17 protein-coding genes are annotated in these 16580 nt (G+C 71.9%); 3 read left to right on the top strand and 14 right to left on the bottom strand.

Going from position 1 to position 16580, the window contains the following annotated elements; all coding sequences use genetic code 11:
• The first annotated feature begins 4 nt into the window (after positions 1-4).
• A complete protein-coding gene (locus ABZ312_RS02480; protein WP_500322733.1) occupies positions 5-1147 on the top strand; it encodes an NADH-quinone oxidoreductase subunit D in 1143 nt (380 codons plus the stop codon).
• A 48-nt stretch (positions 1148-1195) separates the two neighbouring features.
• On the opposite strand, the gene ABZ312_RS02485 is transcribed toward ABZ312_RS02480, so the two are convergent.
• From ABZ312_RS02485 to ABZ312_RS02500, 4 genes are all read right to left on the bottom strand, one after another.
• Entirely contained in the window at positions 1196-2188 is a 993-nt protein-coding gene (locus ABZ312_RS02485) for a hypothetical protein (RefSeq protein ID WP_500322732.1), read from the bottom strand.
• A gap of 176 nt (positions 2189-2364) precedes the next feature.
• Positions 2365-3330: an ABC transporter substrate-binding protein gene (locus ABZ312_RS02490; RefSeq protein ID WP_500436232.1), complete on the bottom strand. Its 966-nt coding sequence runs from the start codon at positions 3328-3330 to the stop codon at positions 2365-2367.
• The gene (locus tag ABZ312_RS02495) at positions 3327-4037 is read right to left on the bottom strand and encodes an ABC transporter permease (RefSeq protein ID WP_500322730.1); all 711 of its coding nucleotides are present in this window, start codon (positions 4035-4037) and stop codon (positions 3327-3329) included. The genes ABZ312_RS02490 and ABZ312_RS02495 overlap by 4 nt, the downstream gene beginning before the upstream one ends.
• Complete coding sequence (locus ABZ312_RS02500; RefSeq protein ID WP_500322728.1) at positions 4037-4717, bottom strand: ABC transporter permease; 681 nt, start codon at positions 4715-4717, stop codon at positions 4037-4039. Before ABZ312_RS02500 ends, ABZ312_RS02495 begins: the two co-directional genes overlap by 1 nt.
• Before the next feature lie 168 nt (positions 4718-4885).
• On the opposite strand from ABZ312_RS02500, the gene ABZ312_RS02505 reads away from it, so the two are divergent.
• Together ABZ312_RS02505 and ABZ312_RS02510 are read left to right on the top strand one after the other, a co-directional pair.
• Positions 4886-6073 (top strand): ABC transporter ATP-binding protein, encoded by a 1188-nt coding sequence (locus ABZ312_RS02505; protein WP_500322764.1) that lies wholly within the window; start codon positions 4886-4888, stop codon positions 6071-6073.
• 13 nt (positions 6074-6086) lie between these two features.
• Positions 6087-6701, top strand: a complete 615-nt coding sequence (locus ABZ312_RS02510) for a GPP34 family phosphoprotein (protein ID WP_500322726.1) — start codon at positions 6087-6089, stop codon at positions 6699-6701.
• 5 nt (positions 6702-6706) lie between these two features.
• On the opposite strand, the gene ABZ312_RS02515 is transcribed toward ABZ312_RS02510, so the two are convergent.
• The 10 genes from ABZ312_RS02515 to tilS form a co-directional block, all read right to left on the bottom strand.
• Complete coding sequence (locus ABZ312_RS02515) at positions 6707-7201, bottom strand: DUF3180 domain-containing protein (RefSeq protein WP_499516874.1); 495 nt, start codon at positions 7199-7201, stop codon at positions 6707-6709.
• 54 nt (positions 7202-7255) lie between these two features.
• On the bottom strand, positions 7256-7846 hold the full coding sequence (folK, locus tag ABZ312_RS02520) for a 2-amino-4-hydroxy-6-hydroxymethyldihydropteridine diphosphokinase (protein WP_499512515.1): 591 nt from the start codon (positions 7844-7846) through the stop codon (positions 7256-7258).
• On the bottom strand, positions 7843-8202 hold the full coding sequence (folB, locus tag ABZ312_RS02525; RefSeq protein ID WP_499512516.1) for a dihydroneopterin aldolase: 360 nt from the start codon (positions 8200-8202) through the stop codon (positions 7843-7845). The genes folK and folB overlap by 4 nt, the downstream gene beginning before the upstream one ends.
• A gap of 217 nt (positions 8203-8419) precedes the next feature.
• Positions 8420-8905 carry a nuclear transport factor 2 family protein gene (locus ABZ312_RS02530; protein WP_499512517.1) on the bottom strand — a complete coding sequence of 162 codons (486 nt, stop codon included), beginning with the start codon at positions 8903-8905 and terminating at the stop codon, positions 8420-8422.
• Positions 8906-9192: 287 nt separating this feature from the next.
• Positions 9193-10047, bottom strand: coding sequence for a dihydropteroate synthase (gene folP / locus ABZ312_RS02535; RefSeq protein WP_500322725.1), 855 nt, complete (start codon positions 10045-10047; stop codon positions 9193-9195).
• A 23-nt stretch (positions 10048-10070) separates the two neighbouring features.
• On the bottom strand, positions 10071-11828 hold the full coding sequence (locus ABZ312_RS02540; RefSeq protein ID WP_500436234.1) for a phosphatidylglycerol lysyltransferase domain-containing protein: 1758 nt from the start codon (positions 11826-11828) through the stop codon (positions 10071-10073).
• A 180-nt stretch (positions 11829-12008) separates the two neighbouring features.
• A complete protein-coding gene (gene folE, locus ABZ312_RS02545) occupies positions 12009-12617 on the bottom strand; it encodes a GTP cyclohydrolase I FolE (protein WP_500322721.1) in 609 nt (202 codons plus the stop codon).
• 134 nt (positions 12618-12751) lie between these two features.
• Entirely contained in the window at positions 12752-14806 is a 2055-nt protein-coding gene (gene ftsH, locus ABZ312_RS02550; RefSeq protein ID WP_500322720.1) for an ATP-dependent zinc metalloprotease FtsH, read from the bottom strand.
• 192 nt (positions 14807-14998) lie between these two features.
• Entirely contained in the window at positions 14999-15538 is a 540-nt protein-coding gene (gene hpt, locus ABZ312_RS02555; protein WP_499516875.1) for a phosphoribosyltransferase, read from the bottom strand.
• 36 nt (positions 15539-15574) lie between these two features.
• The gene (tilS, locus tag ABZ312_RS02560; RefSeq protein WP_499512522.1) at positions 15575-16561 is read right to left on the bottom strand and encodes a tRNA lysidine(34) synthetase TilS; all 987 of its coding nucleotides are present in this window, start codon (positions 16559-16561) and stop codon (positions 15575-15577) included.
• Positions 16562-16580 lie beyond the last annotated feature (19 nt).

The following is a 16580-nucleotide window of genomic DNA, read 5'->3' on the forward strand; positions in this document are numbered from 1 at the left end:
GCCCATGACGGAGACCACGATCGGCATCGGCGGCGCGGCCGAAGGCACCGACATGGTGCTGAACATCGGCCCGCAGCACCCCTCGACGCACGGGGTGCTGCGCCTGCGCCTGAGCCTGGACGGCGAGCGGATCGGCTCGGCCGAGCCGGTCATCGGGTACATGCACCGGGGCGCCGAGAAGCTCTTCGAGGCCCGGGACTACCGCCAGATCATCATGCTGGCCAACCGGCACGACTGGCTCTCCGCCTTCTCCAACGAACTCGGTGTCGTGCTCGCCGTGGAGCGCATGCTCGGCATGGAGGTGCCCGAGCGTGCCGTGTGGACCCGCACCCTGCTCGCCGAGCTGAACCGGGTGCTCAACCACCTGATGTTCCTCGGCTCCTACCCCCTCGAACTGGGCGGGATCACCCCGATCTTCCACGCGTTCCGCGAGCGCGAGGACCTGCAGGCGGTCATGGAGGAGGTCTCCGGCGGCCGCATGCACTACATGTTCAACCGCGTCGGCGGCCTCAAGGAGGACCTCCCGAGCGGCTGGCACGGCCGGGTCCGGGCCGCCGTCGCCGCCGTGCGCTCGCGCATGGGGACCTTCGACGACCTGGTCCTCGGCAACGAGATCTTCCGCGGCCGCACCCGCGGCGTCGGCGTCCTCGCCGCGCGGGACGTGCACGCGTACGGGGTGAGCGGGCCGATCGCCCGCGCCTCGGGCGTCGACTTCGACCTGCGCCGGGACGAGCCGTACCTGGCCTACGGGGCGTTGGCGGACACCCTGAAGGTCCCCACCCGCACCGAGGGCGACTGCCTGGCCCGCTTCGAGGTGCTGCTGGAGCAGACCCACGTCGCCCTGGACCTCGCCGACGCGTGCCTGGACCGGCTGGCCGAGCTGCCCCCGGGACCCGTCAACCAGCGGCTGCCGAAGGTGCTCAAGGCCCCCGAGGGCCACACGTACGCCTGGACCGAGAACCCGCTCGGGCTCAACGGCTACTACCTGGTCTCCAAGGGCGAGAAGACGCCGTACCGGCTGAAGCTGCGCTCGGCGTCCTACAACAACATCCAGGCGCTCGCCGTACTGCTGCCGGGCACGCTGATCGCCGACATGGTGGCGATCCTGGGCTCGATGTTCTTCGTCGTCGGCGACATCGACAAGTGACCGGCGGGCCGCCCGCGGGCGGCCCGCCGGACGTCGGGAAGCCGGGCGTCAGGAGGACTGGGCGCGCAGCTCGCTGAGGTCCAGCTGCTCGGTCTCGTCGTGCACGGTCAGGTCGATGACCTCGGCCTGCTCGGCCACGGCCTCGTCCCCGACGACGTCGGCGAGGTCCGCCCCCGCGGGCGCCGCCTCGCCGGCCGGTTCCAGTTCCTGGGGGCGGGCCTTCTCGTTCTTCGTGCCGAAGAAGTCGAAGCCGCCCTGGGCTCGGCTGGCCTGCCGGTTGGGCTTGGCGTACGGCAGCACGGCCGCGGCGACCGCCGGGACGAGCTTGGGCTGGCGCACCGGCAGCGCCGGGGTGTTCCCGCTGCCGCTGGTGGTGGCGTCGGCGGGACGCTCACGGACGGCCGGGTCCAGCGCGTGCCTGCCCTGCGGCTCGTCGGTGTCGGCGAGGTCGCGGCGGCGCGCCTCCTCGACGGTGAGCGCGGCCTGCTGGCGGGCGCCGTTGCGCGACAGGTCCCGCAGCGCGGAGGCGGCCCGCAGGTACGCGGCCGGGCTGACCGGCGAGGTGTAGGGCACGGGCAGCGCGGAGCCGACCGCCTTCTTGGCGACGCGGCCGTCCTCCAGGGCGCGGGCCCGCTCGGACTCGGCGGTGGCGTAGCGGCGCAGCAGGTCCGCGTGCTCCGTGCGGAGCCGGGCCAGTTCGGCGCGCTTGCCGCGCAGCTTGTTCTCCAGCTTGCCGCGCAGCTCGCGGGAGTCCTCGAGGTCCACCTCGAGCTCCGCGATCCGCTCGTCGGCACGCCACTCGTCGCGCACACGCGCGGTCTTCAGGTCGGCGACCTGCTTGCCGGCCGCACGGTCCCAGCTGCGCAGCAGGAAGGCGCCGCCGCCGGCGACACCGGCCGCCGCGACGACGAACACACGGAGCAGCACCGGATCACCGATCACCAGCGCGCCGACGGCGAGGGCCGCGGCGGAGCCGGCGACCGTCACGGGCGGGAGCAGCCGGTGCAGCGGCTGGGAATGGCGGTGTCGTCCACGGGGCATGGAAGGGAACTTAGCGTGCCCGTGCGTCGTGTGGGGCCGCGGCATCCGATTTCTCACCGAACACACAACGACAAATACGGAGGGCGCTCGCGCGTGCACCAAACGTCACACGAACGCCCTCCCGCCACCATTTAGTCGATCTTGTCCGTCCGGGACCGTCCGTCGGCCCCGGGGCCTCAGCCCTTCAGCAGGCCCTTCGACTTCAGGTAGTCGGCGGCCACGTCCTCGGGCTTCTTGCGCTCCGCGTCCACCTGCTTGTTCAGCTCGGTCAGGTCGGCCGTGGTCAGCACCTGGGTGAGCTTGTCCAGGGCCGCGGCGACGTCCGCCCCGCCGGCCTCCTTCGCGTTGACGACGGGCAGCACGTTGTCGGCGTTCTGCAGGCCCCTGTCGTCCTCCAGGAGCACCAGGCCGAACTGGTCGAGGGTGGCGTCCGTGGTCGTGGTGAGCACCAGCTGGTCGGTGCCGTCCTTGACGGCCTGCTTGGCCTGGACGGTGCCGACGCCCTTGGTGTCGACCGACGTGACGTCTATGCCGTAGGTCTTCTTCAGGCCGGGCGAGCAGAAGGGGCGGATGGAGCACTCCTCGCCCGCGGCGAGCTTGACCTTGATCTTCGACTTCCCGAGGTCGGAGAGGGTCTTGAGGTTGTTCTTCTCCGCGAAGTCCTTGGTGACCGCGAACGCGTTCTGGTCGACCGCCTCACCGGCCGGCAGCACCTTCAGCCCGCGCGGGTCGGCGAGTTCGGTGAGCGCCGTGACGGTGGCGTCGACGTCGGAGGAGGCCACGGGCGCGGCGTCCTTGCCGTTCACCTTCGCGTTGAGGAATTCCGCGAGCGTGGCCGCGTACTCGGGGACGACATCTATCTGGCCCTTCTCCAGGGCGGGTTCGTAGAGCTCGCGGTTGTCGACCGTCTTGATCGTGGTCTTGTAGCCGGCGTCGGTCAGCAACTGCGCGTACAGCTGCGCGAGGACCGTGCTCTCGGTGAACCCGGCCGAGCCGACGGTCAGGGAACCCTTGCCGCCGCCTGCCGACGAAGTGCCCCCTCCCCCGCTCTTCTCCAGGCTGTCGCCGCCGCAGGCCGCCAGGCCGGCGGAGAGGACCGCCACGGCGGCCACGGCGGTGGCGGTGCGCAGGGCCTTGCTCATGAGAACTCCATCTGATGTGTGGGACGGGCAGGTCTTCGGGAAGGTCGGGACTTCCGCGTGGGGGACACCAGGCGCTGCAGCAACAGGAAGACTCCCTCCACGAGCAGGGCGAACGCGGCCACGAGCACCGCTCCAGCCACGACCTTCGGGGTGTCGAACTGGGCGAAGCCCGCGGTGATGATGCGGCCGAGGCCGCCCTCACCGGGAATCGCGGCGAGCGTGGCGGTGGCGACGACCTGGACGGCGGCCGAACGCACCCCGCTCAGGACGAAGGGCGCCGCGAGCGGTAGCTCCACCCGGGCCAGCAGCTGGCCGCCGGTCATCCCCATTCCGCGGGCGGCCTCCACCGCGTCCCGGTCGACCTGGCGCATGCCGACGTAGGTGTTGGTGAGGAGCGGCGGTACGGCGAACAGCACCAGTGCGATGATGGTGGGCCAGTAGCGCGCCGAATTCGTCGCGACGATGAGCAGCACCAGGATGGCGAAGGTGGGCACCGCCCGCCCGACGTTCGAGAGGTTCACGGCGAGCGCGCCGCCCTTGCCGAGGTGGCCGAGGAGGATCGCGACCGGCAGGGCCACGAGGCAGGCGATGGCCAACGACACGGAGGTCAGCACCAGGTGCTCGCCGAGCCGCTGCAGCACTCCGTCGGTGCCGGTCCAGTTGGCGCCCGTGGTCAGCCAGTGCCACGCGCCGGGGATCGTCCCCATCAGCCCACCGCCTTGGCGGCCCTGGTCCATGGCGTGAGCAGCCGCTGCACCCCGAGCAGCAGCAGATCGGCGACGAGGGCGAACACCACGCAGATCACGGACGCGGTGAGCACTTCCGCCTTGAAGAAGCTCTGCATGCCGTCCTTGATGAGATTGCCGAGACCCCCGTAGCCGATGATCGCGCCGACCGTGGTGAGGGAGACCGTGGCAACCGTGGCGATGCGCACGCCCGCCATCACCGCCGGCAGCGCCAGCGGGAGCTCGACCTCCCACAGCAGGCGTATCGGCCCGTAGCCCATGCCGCGCGCGGCCTCCCGCGCGTCCTCGGGCACAGCGTCCAGACCGGCCAGGAAGTTCCTGACGAGGATGGTGAGCGAGTACAGGGTCAGACCGGTGACGACCACCGACGCGGAGATCCCGAAAACCGGCACCAGCAGCGAGAAGAGGGCCAGCGACGGGATCGTGTAGAGCACCGTCGTCACCCCCATCACCGGCGCCGCGGCCACCCGCCAGCGCCGGGCGAGCAGGGCCAGCGGCAACGCGAGCAGCACGCCCGCCGCCACCGACGCCACGGTGATCCAAAGATGTTGCACACCCGCGTCCAGCAACTCCTGGCTGCGCGTGCGCACGTACTCACCGCAGATCCAGTCGTTCGCCGCCAGGCAGTCCTGTCCGGCCATGCGATGCCACCTCCCCCGCCCGCTTCAGATCATGCAGGTGAGCGTAAACCCGGCCACCGACATTCCCGGCGTCCCGCCACATCCTCGCAACACCCCCTTCACAACCATCGCCGAGCGTGTACCAAGCTGGGGGTGAGCCGCACCGCCCAGCGCCGACGAGAGGTCCCGATGATCCGCTTCGAGAACGTCACCAAGCGCTACCCCGACGGCACCACCGCCGTCGACGACCTGTCCTTCGACGTGCGCGAGGGCGAACTCGTGACCCTCGTCGGACCGTCCGGCTGCGGCAAGACCACGACGATGAAGATGGTCAACCGGCTCATCGAGCCCACCGCCGGCCGGATCCTGCTGGACGGCGAGGACATCGCCCGCACCGACCCGGTACGGCTGCGCCGCCGCATCGGCTACGTCATCCAGAACGTCGGGCTGTTCCCCCACAAGACCGTGCTGGAGAACACCGAGACCGTGCCGCACCTGCTCGGCTGGACCCGCGCCAAGCGCCGGGCGCGCGCCGCCGAGCTGCTGGAACTGGTCGGCCTGGACCCGTCCGTGCACGGCTCCCGCTACCCGGAGCAGCTCTCCGGCGGGCAGCGGCAACGGGTCGGTGTGGCACGGGCACTGGCGGCCGACCCGCCGCTGCTGCTGATGGACGAGCCCTTCGGCGCCGTCGACCCGGTGGTGCGCGAGCGGCTGCAGTCGGAGTTCCTGCGGCTGCAGGAACAGGTGCGCAAGACCGTGCTGTTCGTCACCCACGACATCGAGGAGGCGGTCCGGCTCGGCGACCGCATGGCGGTCTTCGGCCCCGGCCGGATCGAGCAGTACGACACCCCCGCGACCGTGCTCGGCTCCCCCGCCACCCCGTACGTGGCCGACTTCGTCGGCTCAGACCGCGGTCTGAAGCGGCTGTCCGTCACGCCGGTCGAGACCGCCGACCTGGAGCACCCGCCCGTCGTGCGCGCCGGCTCCCCCGCCGCGGAGGCCGCGGCCGTCCTGGCGAAGCAGGGCGACCCCTACGCCGTCGTCCTCGACGACGACGGCGGGCTGCGCGGCTACGTCGCCGCGGGCACCCTCACCTCGGGCACCGTGGCCGACCACACCCGCCGCCTGGAGGCCTGGGTCCCGGTCGGCGCCCCCCTCAAGCGGGCCTTCAGCGCGATGCTCCAGCACGACGCGGGCTGGATAGCCGTCGTGGACGGCGACCGCTTCGCCGGGGTGCTGACCCCGGCGACGCTCCACACCGCGCTGCGCCGTTCGGTCAACGAGGACGGCGACGACGAGGACGCGGGGCGGTCGGTGGCGGCCGGGACCGGGCCGGGCGACAATCGCCGGGCCGAACCGGACGCGGAAGCCTCCTGATGCGGAGCGTTCCATGACCACCCCGCGGGACCTGATCATCACCGCCCTGGAACGGGCCGCCGAACGCGCCGTGGAGCCCGGCGACCTCTCCCTCGCCCTCGCCGCGGCCGAGGCCGTCGACCTCCTGGCCGCGGGGGCGGTAGCCCTGGAGGGCGACCGCCTGGTGCCGGGCGGGCACCCGGAGATCGCCGACCCGCTGCTGGAGGAGGCCGCGGCCGCGCTGGTGCGCCGGACGCCGTACGAGACCCCCGGCGACTGGCTGTGGCGCAGGGGCCGCGGCCTGGCCGACGTCTACCTGGGCGCCCTGGAAGCCGGGGGCGAGGTCGTACGGGAACGGCACCGGCGGTGGCTGGTCCGCGACACCCGGACCGTGCTGGGCGACTCCCCCGCCCGTCGCCGCGCGGCGGACCGCCTGGCGGCGGACGAGCCCGTCCTCGCGGCCCTCACCGGGGCGCTCGGCCTGCGCGTCGGCCCAGCCGCCGACGCGGCACCCGGCGTGACCGACCCCGCGAAGGCCCGCGTCCTGGCCGCCCTCGACGGCGCGCTGGCCGAGCTGACGGCCGAGCGCCGACGGCGCTCCCGCCGGCAGGCCGACGCCGCCGCCGAGAACGTCCGGCGCGGCTACTGACAGAGCTAGGCCCGGCCGCCCACCGCGCCGGTGCGGTTGTCGTCCTCGTCCTCGGGGAGGCGGCAGACCCGCTCCAGGAAGATCGCGGCGGCGCAGACCGCGATGCCGGCGATCACCGCGGTGCCCGCGTAGATCGCCTGGTCACGGCGGGGGTCGTTGTCCAGCTGGTACATGACGAGGAAGACGCACGCGCCGCCGTACATGCCCGCGACCAGGGCAGCGACCAGCGCGCTGGCCTGGCCGAAGACCACCGCCCGGGCGGCCAGCAGCGGGTCCACGCCCTTGGCTCCCGGACGCCGCTCGCGCTGCGCGCGCAGCCTGGAGCGCAACGACAGCGCCGTCGCCGCCAGCACGGCGGCGATCAGCGCCAGCACGATCGGCGCGGCCACGGGCACGCCCGGCAAGGTGCCGAGCGAGTCCCAGAGCTTCGCGCCGGCCCAGGAGAGCACTCCGGCCACCACGAACAGTCCGACCAGGGTCCTGATGCGCAGCGCCTTCACCGAGTGCTCGCTCCCCACATCACATCGACGAACGTACCGACGGGATCGTAACGATTACTCCGGCAGCCTGAGTTCCACGTCGCCCCGGGCCCACACGCTCTCGCGGCCCACGCCGGCCAGCAGACCGGCCACCGGCCCCTGTCCCGGCAGTTCCGCCGCGGGGTCGATGTCGAGCCACGGCGCCAGCACGAAGGCCCGCTGGTGCGCCCGCGGATGCGGCAGCGTCAGCTCCGGGTCGTCGGAGACCACGCCCTGGTAGGCCACGATGTCGACGTCGATGGTGCGCGCGCCCCAGCGCTCGGTGCGGGTCCGGGCGAAGGCGTCCTCGATCGCCCGGCCGCGCTCCAGCAGCGAGGACGGCGGCAGCGTCGTCCTGACCAGGACGACGGCGTTGAAGTAGTTCGGCTGCGAGCCCGGCTCGACGCCCCAGGGCTCCGTCTCGTACACCGGCGAGACCTTCTTGACCCGGACGCCCGGGGTGTCCTCCAGGGCGTCCACGGCGCCCTGCAGCGTCTCCAGGCGGTTGCCGAGGTTGCTGCCCAGCGAGATGACGGCGAACTTCGGATTCTGCAGCGTCGAGTCCGCGGCGTCGACCTGCGCGACGACGGAGGCCGGGACCGGCTGCACGGTGGGGTCGTAGCTCACGGGCGCCTCCGGGTGATGGTGACGGACACATCGGCGAACGGGACGGTGATCGGGGCATGCGGCTTGTGCACGGTGACCTCCACCTCCTGGACCAGGTCGTGCTTGAGGACCTGGTCGGCGATCCGCTGGGCCAAGGTCTCGATCAGGTCCACGGGCTCGCCCTCGACGACGGCGGTGACCTCCTCGGCCACGATGCCGTAGTGCACGGTCCTGGTCAGGTCGTCCGTGGCGGCGGCGGGGGCGGTGTCCAGGCCGAGGACGAGGTCCACGAAGAAGTCCTGGCCCTCGCGGCGCTCGTGTTCGAACACGCCGTGGTGCCCGCGGGCCTTCAGGCCGCGCAGCGCGACACGATCCACGATTCACTCCCGCTGGTCGACGGACGGACGGGCGGGCGCGGTCCGCCCGCCCAGCGGGAGGGGAGGGCCGCTCCGCCCTTACTCGAATGTACCTTCGACCACCGACAGTCCCCAGTACCGGGCACGGCGGCGGCCGACCGCCCCGCGCTTACCCCGGGACGCAGCGGCCTACTCCGGCCTTCACCACTTCTTGGCTCGAACGAGTGGTCAGAAGGCCTCAGGCTGACCCCTCGCCGCCGTTGTCGGCGTCCTCCGCGGCGTCCTCGTCGGCCCCGTCCGCCATCACCGGGGAACCGTGGTGCACCCACAACCGCCAGCCCTCCGGTGTGCGCCGAAACACATTCGTGGCGACCACCAGGCCGCCCACGAGGGAGCCCATCTCGCCCTCCTCCTCGGCGGGGCCGCCGGTGAGGATGTTCTCGGTGCACGTGACGAGGGCCGTGTCGCCGTCGACCGCCACCTCCACGTCGGTCAGGAAGAACTGGATGTACTCGGTGTTCGCCATGATCAGGGCGTACGAGCGCATCACCTCGCGTCGCCCGCGCAGCACCGGCCAGCCCGGGTGCACCACGGACACCGTCTCCGCCAGCGGGCCGGTCAGCACCAGCTCCTCCAGCGCGTCCAGGTCGGACCGCTCCACTGCGTCGTAGAACGCCTGGTTCGCCTCCTCGACCCGTGCGGCCTCGGCGGTACGCGGCGTCATCCTGTGCCCCCGTCCCTCGTCGTCTGCTCGCGTGCGTCGCTCACCAAGCCCCCTCGTTCGCTTCTCCGCCCGCTCGGCACCCCGCCGCGGGCATCATCGCCGCCTGCCGCCCGGCAGCCTCGCGTGCGTCGCTCACCAAGCCCCCTCGTTCGCTTCTCCCGGCACACCTCGGCACCCCGCCGCGGGCATCATCGCCGCCTGCCGCCCGGCAGCCTCGCGTGCGTCGCTCACCAAGCCCCCTCGTTCGCTTCTCCCGGCACCCCTCGGCACCCGGTCGGACACGTAGCTCACCGAGCCCCTTCCAGCGCCCGTGCGACCCGTACGGCGTCGGCGCTGTCGTGCACCTCGTGCACCCGGACCGCCCAGGCGCCGCGGCCCGCCACGATGGCGGTGACGGCGGCCGTGGCGGCGTCGCGTTCCCTGGCCGGGGGCGGATCGCCGCCCTCGCCGGCCAGCACGCGGCCGAGGAACCGCTTGCGGGAGGCCGCGATCAGCAGGGGGCGGCCGAGGGCCAGCAGGTCCTCGACGTGGGCGATCAGGGTCAGGTCGTGTTCGGCGTTCTTCGCGAAGCCCAGCCCCGGGTCAAGGACGATCCGCTCCGGGTCGACGCCGCCCGCCACCGCGTGCTCGAAGCTGCGCCGCAGCTCGGTGGTGACCTCGCCGACGACGTCCCGGTAGACCGCCCGGTTGTTCATGTCGATGCTCTGGCCGCGCCAGTGCATCACGATGAACGGGCTGCCCGTCGCCGCGACGACCGGGATCATCGCCGGGTCGGCCAGTCCGCCGCTGACGTCGTTGACCAGCGCCGCGCCCGCCTCGACCGCCTTCTCCGCGACCGTGGCCCGCATCGTGTCGACGCTCACCACGACCCCGGCCCTGGCCAGCTCGCGGACGACCGGGACCACCCGGCGCAGTTCCTCCGCCTCGTCCACCCGCGCCGCGCCCGGACGGGTCGACTCACCGCCGACGTCCACCAGGTCGGCACCGGCCGCGACGAGGTCCAGGCCGTGCTTCACGGCCAGGTCCGTGTCGAACCAGTCGCCGCCGTCGGAGAACGAGTCCGGCGTGACGTTGACCACGCCCATGACCGCGCACCGGTCCCAGGACGGCAATCCGGCCACGTGGCCGCGCATCGTACCCATGAGGTCAGCCTAGAGCGGGCGGCTCACCGCAGGCGCCGGGAGGCCCACGCGGGGAGCGCCAGGGTGACGAATCCCTCGGCGCGCATGGCGGCCAGGCCAATCCGGGGCAGGTCCCCGGTGGCCCGGAAGACCAGGAAGCGCGGCAGCCACTCCGGCTGGAACTTGGCGTTGAACCGGTACAGCGACTCGATCTGGAACCACCGGGACAGGAAGACCAGCAGGCCCCTCCAGGTCCGCAGCACCGGCCCCGCGCCGAGCCGCTCCCCGCGGGCCAGCGCCGACCGGAACATCGCGAAGTTCAGCGACACCCGCCGCACGCCCAGCCGCGGCGCCTCGACCAGCGCGGCCACGATCAGCAGTTCGTTCAGCCCCGGGTCGGCGGACCGGTCGCGCCGCATCAGGTCCAGCGACATGCCGTCCTCGCCCCAGGGCACGAAGTGGAGCACCGCCCTCAGCACGTCCTGCGCGTCGTGCGCCGTCACCACCACGCACTCCTCGTCCGCCGGGTCGCCGAAACGGCCCAGCGCCATGGAGAAGCCCCGCTCGGTGTCCGTGCCGCGCCAGGCGTCCGCGGCGCGGCGGACCCCGTCGCGTTCCTCCTCGCCCAGTTCCGCCACGCGCCGGACCCGGCACACGTACCCCGCGCGCTCGGTGCGCTTGACCATCTGCCGCACGTTGCGCATCGCCCGCCCCGACAGGGAGAAGCAGGAGGTCTCCACCACCGCCTCGTCGCCCAGCTCCAGGGCGTCCAGACCGGTCTCCCGGGTCCACACCTCCCCGCCGGTCTCGCTGCAGCCCATGACCGCGGGGATCCAGGCGTGCGCCCGGGCCTCGGCCATGAACCGCTGTATCGCCCCCGGCCAGGCCTCCACGTCGCCGATCGGGTCGCCGCTGGCGAGCATCACCCCCGACACCACGCGGTAGCAGACCGCGGCCTTGCCGCTCGGCGAGAAGACCACGCTCTTGTCCCTGCGCAGCGCGAAGTGCCCCAGGGAGTCACGGGCCCCGTGCCGTCGCAGCAGCGCCCGCAGCCGCTCCTCGTCCCCGGCCGTCAGCTCGGCGACCGGGTGGGCCGGTCGCAGTGCCAGGTACGCAGTGGTGGCGGCGATCAGGAACCCCAGCCCGCCCAGCGAGTACGCGACGACGTCGGAGGCCTGGCCGGTGGCGTAGGAGACCGGCCCGTCGAAGCCGAAGAACCCGCAGACCACCTCGGCCAGCCGGTCCGTCCAGGACGGGTCGCCCATCTCCGCCGCCGGGTGGGCGGAGACGATGGCCAGTCCCACCACCAGGCTGAGCGTGCTCAGCCCCGCGAAGGCCGCGACCGCCTTCAGCCGGGTACGGGGGTCGCCGAGCGCCGAGAACTCCGCCCGGTACCCGATCAGCAGGGCCAGCAGCACCGCCGACAGCAGGGCCCCGCCCAGCGAGTGCCGGTGCAGCACCTGCGCCACCGCGCCCGCCGGCAGCAGCAGCACGGCCGCCCGCCAGGCGCGCTTCTTCCCCCGCTTGAGGGCGTGCGCCAGCATCAGCATCAGGATGCCGGTGACCACCCCCGCCGCCGCGGCCACCGAGGTGACCGTGCCCGGGAAGACCCCGGCGAGCACGTGCATCCGGCTGTGCCGGAACCCGGGGAACACCGCCGCCGCGAGGTCCAGCAGCCCCACCAGCGCGCACGCCCTCCCCACCACGCGGGGCGCCGCCGACCCCGGCATCAGCCGTGGGAGCCGTCGCACCCTGTCCCGGGGAACCCGGACAGCGGGATCTTCCTCTGCCACGACAGACATCAGCCACCACGCCCCGGCGATGCGGTTCACCACCGCACGCCCCGCTCTCGTCGGAGATTTGCGCCCTGTAGGACGTGAACTCCGGCGGGCGGGTTCCGTCGCCGGGCGGGAAGCGCGGAACGGGAACGGGGAACGGGGCACGCCGACCGGGCCGCGGGCCGGGGCCCGCGGCGCCTCAGGTCACTGGGCCATGATCAGGCTCATCGCCTCCGCGCGGGTCGCGGGGTCGCGCAACTGGCCCCGCACCGCCGAGGTGATGGTCTTCGCGCCGGGCTTGCGGACCCCGCGCATCGTCATGCACATGTGCTCGCACTCGATGACCACGATCACACCGCGCGGTTCGAGTATCCGCATGAGCGAGTCCGCGATCTGCGTGGTGAGCCGCTCCTGCACCTGCGGGCGGCGGGCGAAGACGTCGACCAGGCGGGCCAGCTTCGACAGACCGGTGATCTTGCCGTCCACGGAGGGGATGTAGCCGACGTGGGCGACGCCCACGAACGGAACCAGGTGGTGCTCGCAGCTCGACAGCACCTCGATGTCCTTCACCAGGACCATCTCGTCGTGCCCGAGGTCGAAGGTGGTCGTCAGGACGTCCTCCGGCTCCTGGTAGAGCCCGGCGAAGATCTCCCGGTACGCCCGCGCGACCCGGCCGGGGGTCTCCCGCAGCCCCTCGCGGTCGGGGTCCTCCCCGACGGCGATCAGCAGCTCACGGACGGCGTTCTCGGCACGCTTCTCGTCGAACTCGCCGATGGGGCGCAGATCGCCCTCCAGGGTCACCGGGTCGGTCATGTGTGCCTCGTTCCTCAGACGTACCGAAATGCGTGCACCGCGGGAGCCGCGGAAACGCCGCGCCCCCCAGGATAGGAAACCTGGGGGGCGCGACACGCATTCCGATGTCCGTGACCAAGGCCACGTCGCGGACGTCAGGACTCCGGGTTGGGCTCCTCCGGGAGCTCCACCGTCTCGGCGGACTTGCTCAGGGAGGACGCCGTGGTGCTGCCGTTGGCCGTCGGCTGGGTGCCGTTGGTCAGGGCGAGCTCCTTGGGCGAGAGCACCGGCGGGCGGGTCGACGGCGTACGCCGCGAGGAACCCGTCCAGGCCGGACGCGCCGGACGCTTGACGATCGACTTGAAGATCTCGGCGATCTCCTCCTTGTTCAGCGTCTCCTTCTCCAGGAGGGCCAGAACGAGGTTGTCGAGGACGTCGCGGTTCTCGACCAGGATCTCCCACGCCTCGTTGTGCGCGGTCTCGATGAGCTTCTTGACCTCTTCGTCGACCAGCCCGGCGACCTCTTCCGAGTAGTCGCGCTGGTGGGACATCTCACGGCCGAGGAAGGGCTCCCCGTCGCTCGACCCGAACTTGATCGCGCCCAGCCGCTCGGTCATGCCGTACTGGGTGACCATCGCGCGGGCCGTGGTGGTGGCCTTCTCGATGTCGTCCGCGGCACCCGTGGTGGGGTCGTGGAAGACGAGCTCCTCCGCCGCGCGGCCGCCCATGGTCATGGCGAGCCGGTCGAGCATCTCGTTGCGGGTGGTGGAGTACTTGTCCTCGTCGGGCAGGACCATCGTGTAGCCGAGGGCACGGCCGCGGGACAAGATCGTGATCTTGTGGACCGGGTCGCTGTTCGGAGAAGCCGCCGCGACCAGGGCGTGACCGCCCTCGTGGTACGCGGTGATCTTCTTCTCCTTCTCGGACATGATCCGGGTGCGCTTCTGCGGGCCGGCCACGACACGGTCGATGGCCTCGTCCAGCATCGCGTTGTCGACCAGCTTCTTGTCGCTGCGCGCGGTGAGCAGCGCCGCCTCGTTGAGCACGTTCGCGAGGTCCGCGCCGGTGAAGCCGGGGGTCCGGCGGGCGACGGCCTTGAGGTCGACGTCCGGGGCGACCGGCTTGCCCTTCTGGTGGACCCGGAGGATCTCCAGACGGCCCTGCAGGTCGGGGCGGTCGACGGCGATCTGCCGGTCGAAACGGCCCGGGCGCAGCAGCGCCGGGTCCAGGATGTCCGGGCGGTTGGTGGCGGCGATCAGGATGACGCCGCCCTTGACGTCGAAACCGTCCATCTCGACCAGCAGCTGGTTCAGCGTCTGCTCGCGCTCGTCGTGACCGCCGCCGAGGCCCGCACCGCGGTGCCGGCCGACGGCGTCGATCTCGTCGACGAAGACGATGGCCGGGGCGTTCGCCTTGGCCTGCTCGAACAGGTCGCGGACACGCGAGGCGCCGACACCCACGAACATCTCGACGAAGTCGGAACCGGAGATCGAGTAGAACGGGACCCCCGCCTCACCGGCGACGGCGCGCGCGAGCAGGGTCTTGCCGGTTCCGGGCGGGCCGTAGAGCAGCACACCCTTGGGGATCTTGGCGCCCACGGCCTGGAACTTCGCCGGCTCCTGCAGGAACTCCTTGATCTCCTGGAGTTCCTCGACGGCCTCGTCCGAGCCCGCCACGTCGGCGAAGGTGGTCTTCGGGGTGTCCTTGGTGATCAGCTTGGCCTTGGACTTCCCGAAGTTCATGACCCGGGAGCCGCCGCCCTGCATCTGGTTCATCAGGAACAGGAAGACCACGACGATGAGGACGAAGGGCAGCAACGACAGCAGGATGCCGACGAAGGCGTTCTGCTTCGAGGGCGCGACGGTGTAGCCGTCGGGCAGCGTGCTCTTGTCGCCGTCGTCGACCTTCGCCTGCAGGATCTTGGCCACGTCGACGCCCTGGTCGCCGATGTAGCTCGCCTTGATCTTGGAGCCCAGGTCCTTGTCGCCTACCTTGGCGCCGTCCTTGAGCTCGACCTTGATCGTGTTCTCGTCGCCGGTGGTCAGCTCGGCGGACTTGGCCTGGTTGCTGTTGATCGCCTCAATGGCCTGGCCGGTGTCCACCGTCTTGTAGCCACCGGAAGAACCGACGACCTGCATCAATACGACCACGGCGAGGACAGCCAGCACGATCCACATGACTGGCCCACGGAAATAGCGCTTCACGTCCATCCATGCGGGGCGAAATCGCCCCGTCCCTCCTGCCACAGTGAGGCACCGCGGCCTGGGGGCCGCCGGTGCATCCGGTGTATGAACCGACCTTCGGACGGTACCCCAGCATTGTCACCCGAAGTCGCCGGAGACCATAAACAAACAGCGTTACCACCCTCCAACGCGGAGGAGGGCGTCGGGGTTCCCGGAGCCTCAGCCGCCGTACACGTGCGGCGCAAGGGTGCCGATGAACGGCAGGTTCCGGTACTTCTCCGCGAAGTCCAGGCCGTATCCGACCACGAACTCGTTGGGGATGTCGAAGCCGACGTACTTCACATCGATCTCGACCTTGGCGGCGTCCGGCTTGCGCAGCAGCGTGCAGACCTCGAGCGAGGCCGGACGGCGCGAGCCGAGGTTGCTGATCAGCCAGGACAGGGTCAGTCCGGAGTCGATGATGTCCTCGACGATCAGGACGTCCCGGCCGGCGATGTCGGTGTCCAGGTCCTTGAGGATCCGCACGACACCCGAGGACTTGGTCCCGGCGCCGTACGAGGACACCGCCATCCAGTCCATGGTGACCTGGGAGGACAGGGATCGCGCGAGGTCCGCCATCACCATGACGGCGCCCTTGAGGACGCCGACGATCAGGAGGTCCTTGCCCTCGTAGTCCTTGTCGATCTGCGCAGCCAGCTCCGCCAGCTTGGCGTCGATCTCTTGCTTGGAGATGAGCACCTTCTCGAGGTCGGTGCCCATGTCGTTCTCGTTCACCCGCACAACTTCCGGCTCGGTCTACAGGGCCTGGAAGAACAGTCTGCCATTCCGCCGGCCGACGACGACGCCGCCCGGGAGGTTGAGCGGCTTCTGACCGCGCCACGCGGTGAGCAGGCGGTCGGTCTCCTCGACGTGCCGGGCGAAGAGCGAACCGGCGGGGGAGCCCGCCGCGACGGCCGCACGGCGCAGCACCCGGCGGCGCACGGCGGCGGGGAGGGTCAGCAGCCGGGCGACGTCCAGCCCGCCGTCGGCGTCGACGGCGGTCCGCTCGGCCTGGGCCGCCCACTGGTCGAGGGCGTCGGCGTCGTCCCGGGAGAGCTGGGCGGTGCGGGCCAGCGCCTCCACGACGCCCTTGCCCAGGGACTTCTCCAGCACCGGCAGCGCCTCGTGGCGGACCCGGGAGCGGGTGTAGGCGGGGTCCTGGTTGTGCGGGTCCTCCCACACGTCGATGCCCTGCGCGAGGCAGGCCTTGCGGACCGTGTCACGGTCCAGCAGCAGGAAGGGACGGCGGTAACGGCCGTTGACGGCGGGCATGCCGGACAGTGACCGGATGCCGGAGCCGCGGGCCAGCCCCAGCAGCACCGTTTCGGCCTGGTCGTCCCGGGTGTGCCCGAGCAGCACGGCGGCGGCGCCGGCGCGTTCCGCGGCGGCGTCGAGGGCCGCGTACCGGGCGTCGCGGGCGGCGGCCTCCGGGCCGCCCTGGCGGCCCACGGTGACCGCGACGGCGTCCACCGGGTCGAGTCCGAGACCGCGCAGCCGGTCGGCCACGTCGACGGCGCGGGCCGCCGAGCCGTCCTGCAGACCGTGGTCGACGGTGACACCGCCGGCCCGGATGCCGAGCTTGGGCGCTTCGAAGGCGAGGGCGGTGGCGAGGGCCATCGAATCGGCTCCGCCGCTGCAGGCGGCCAGCACGAGCGGACTGCCGCCGGGGTGGTCGGTCAGGACGTCCTGGAGTACGCGGCGGACCGCCAGGCGTATCGCCGCGACCGCGGGGTGGGGACCCATGTCCGGTTTCCCTCCTGGA

Source organism: Streptomyces sp. NPDC006207 (assembly GCF_040613835.1).
GTDB lineage: Bacteria > Actinomycetota > Actinomycetes > Streptomycetales > Streptomycetaceae > Actinacidiphila.

Excerpts from the sequence above, each read along its gene's own strand:
- ftsH (WP_500322720.1), bottom strand. The coding sequence starts at position 14,806 with ATGGACGTGAAGCGCTATTTCCGTGGGCCAGTCATGTGGATCGTGCTG.
- ABZ312_RS02490 (WP_500436232.1), bottom strand. The coding sequence starts at position 3,330 with ATGAGCAAGGCCCTGCGCACCGCCACCGCCGTGGCCGCCGTGGCGGTC.
- ABZ312_RS02540 (WP_500436234.1), bottom strand. The coding sequence starts at position 11,828 with ATGTCTGTCGTGGCAGAGGAAGATCCCGCTGTCCGGGTTCCCCGGGAC.
- ABZ312_RS02480 (WP_500322733.1), top strand. The coding sequence starts at position 5 with ATGACGGAGACCACGATCGGCATCGGCGGCGCGGCCGAAGGCACCGAC.
- ABZ312_RS02495 (WP_500322730.1), bottom strand. The coding sequence starts at position 4,037 with ATGGGGACGATCCCCGGCGCGTGGCACTGGCTGACCACGGGCGCCAAC.
- ABZ312_RS02530 (WP_499512517.1), bottom strand. The coding sequence starts at position 8,905 with ATGACGCCGCGTACCGCCGAGGCCGCACGGGTCGAGGAGGCGAACCAG.
- tilS (WP_499512522.1), bottom strand. The coding sequence starts at position 16,561 with ATGGGTCCCCACCCCGCGGTCGCGGCGATACGCCTGGCGGTCCGCCGC.
- ABZ312_RS02485 (WP_500322732.1), bottom strand. The coding sequence starts at position 2,188 with ATGCCCCGTGGACGACACCGCCATTCCCAGCCGCTGCACCGGCTGCTC.
- ABZ312_RS02505 (WP_500322764.1), top strand. The coding sequence starts at position 4,886 with ATGATCCGCTTCGAGAACGTCACCAAGCGCTACCCCGACGGCACCACC.
- folE (WP_500322721.1), bottom strand. The coding sequence starts at position 12,617 with ATGACCGACCCGGTGACCCTGGAGGGCGATCTGCGCCCCATCGGCGAG.
- folP (WP_500322725.1), bottom strand. The coding sequence starts at position 10,047 with ATGGGTACGATGCGCGGCCACGTGGCCGGATTGCCGTCCTGGGACCGG.
- ABZ312_RS02510 (WP_500322726.1), top strand. The coding sequence starts at position 6,087 with ATGACCACCCCGCGGGACCTGATCATCACCGCCCTGGAACGGGCCGCC.
- hpt (WP_499516875.1), bottom strand. The coding sequence starts at position 15,538 with ATGGGCACCGACCTCGAGAAGGTGCTCATCTCCAAGCAAGAGATCGAC.
- ABZ312_RS02500 (WP_500322728.1), bottom strand. The coding sequence starts at position 4,717 with ATGGCCGGACAGGACTGCCTGGCGGCGAACGACTGGATCTGCGGTGAG.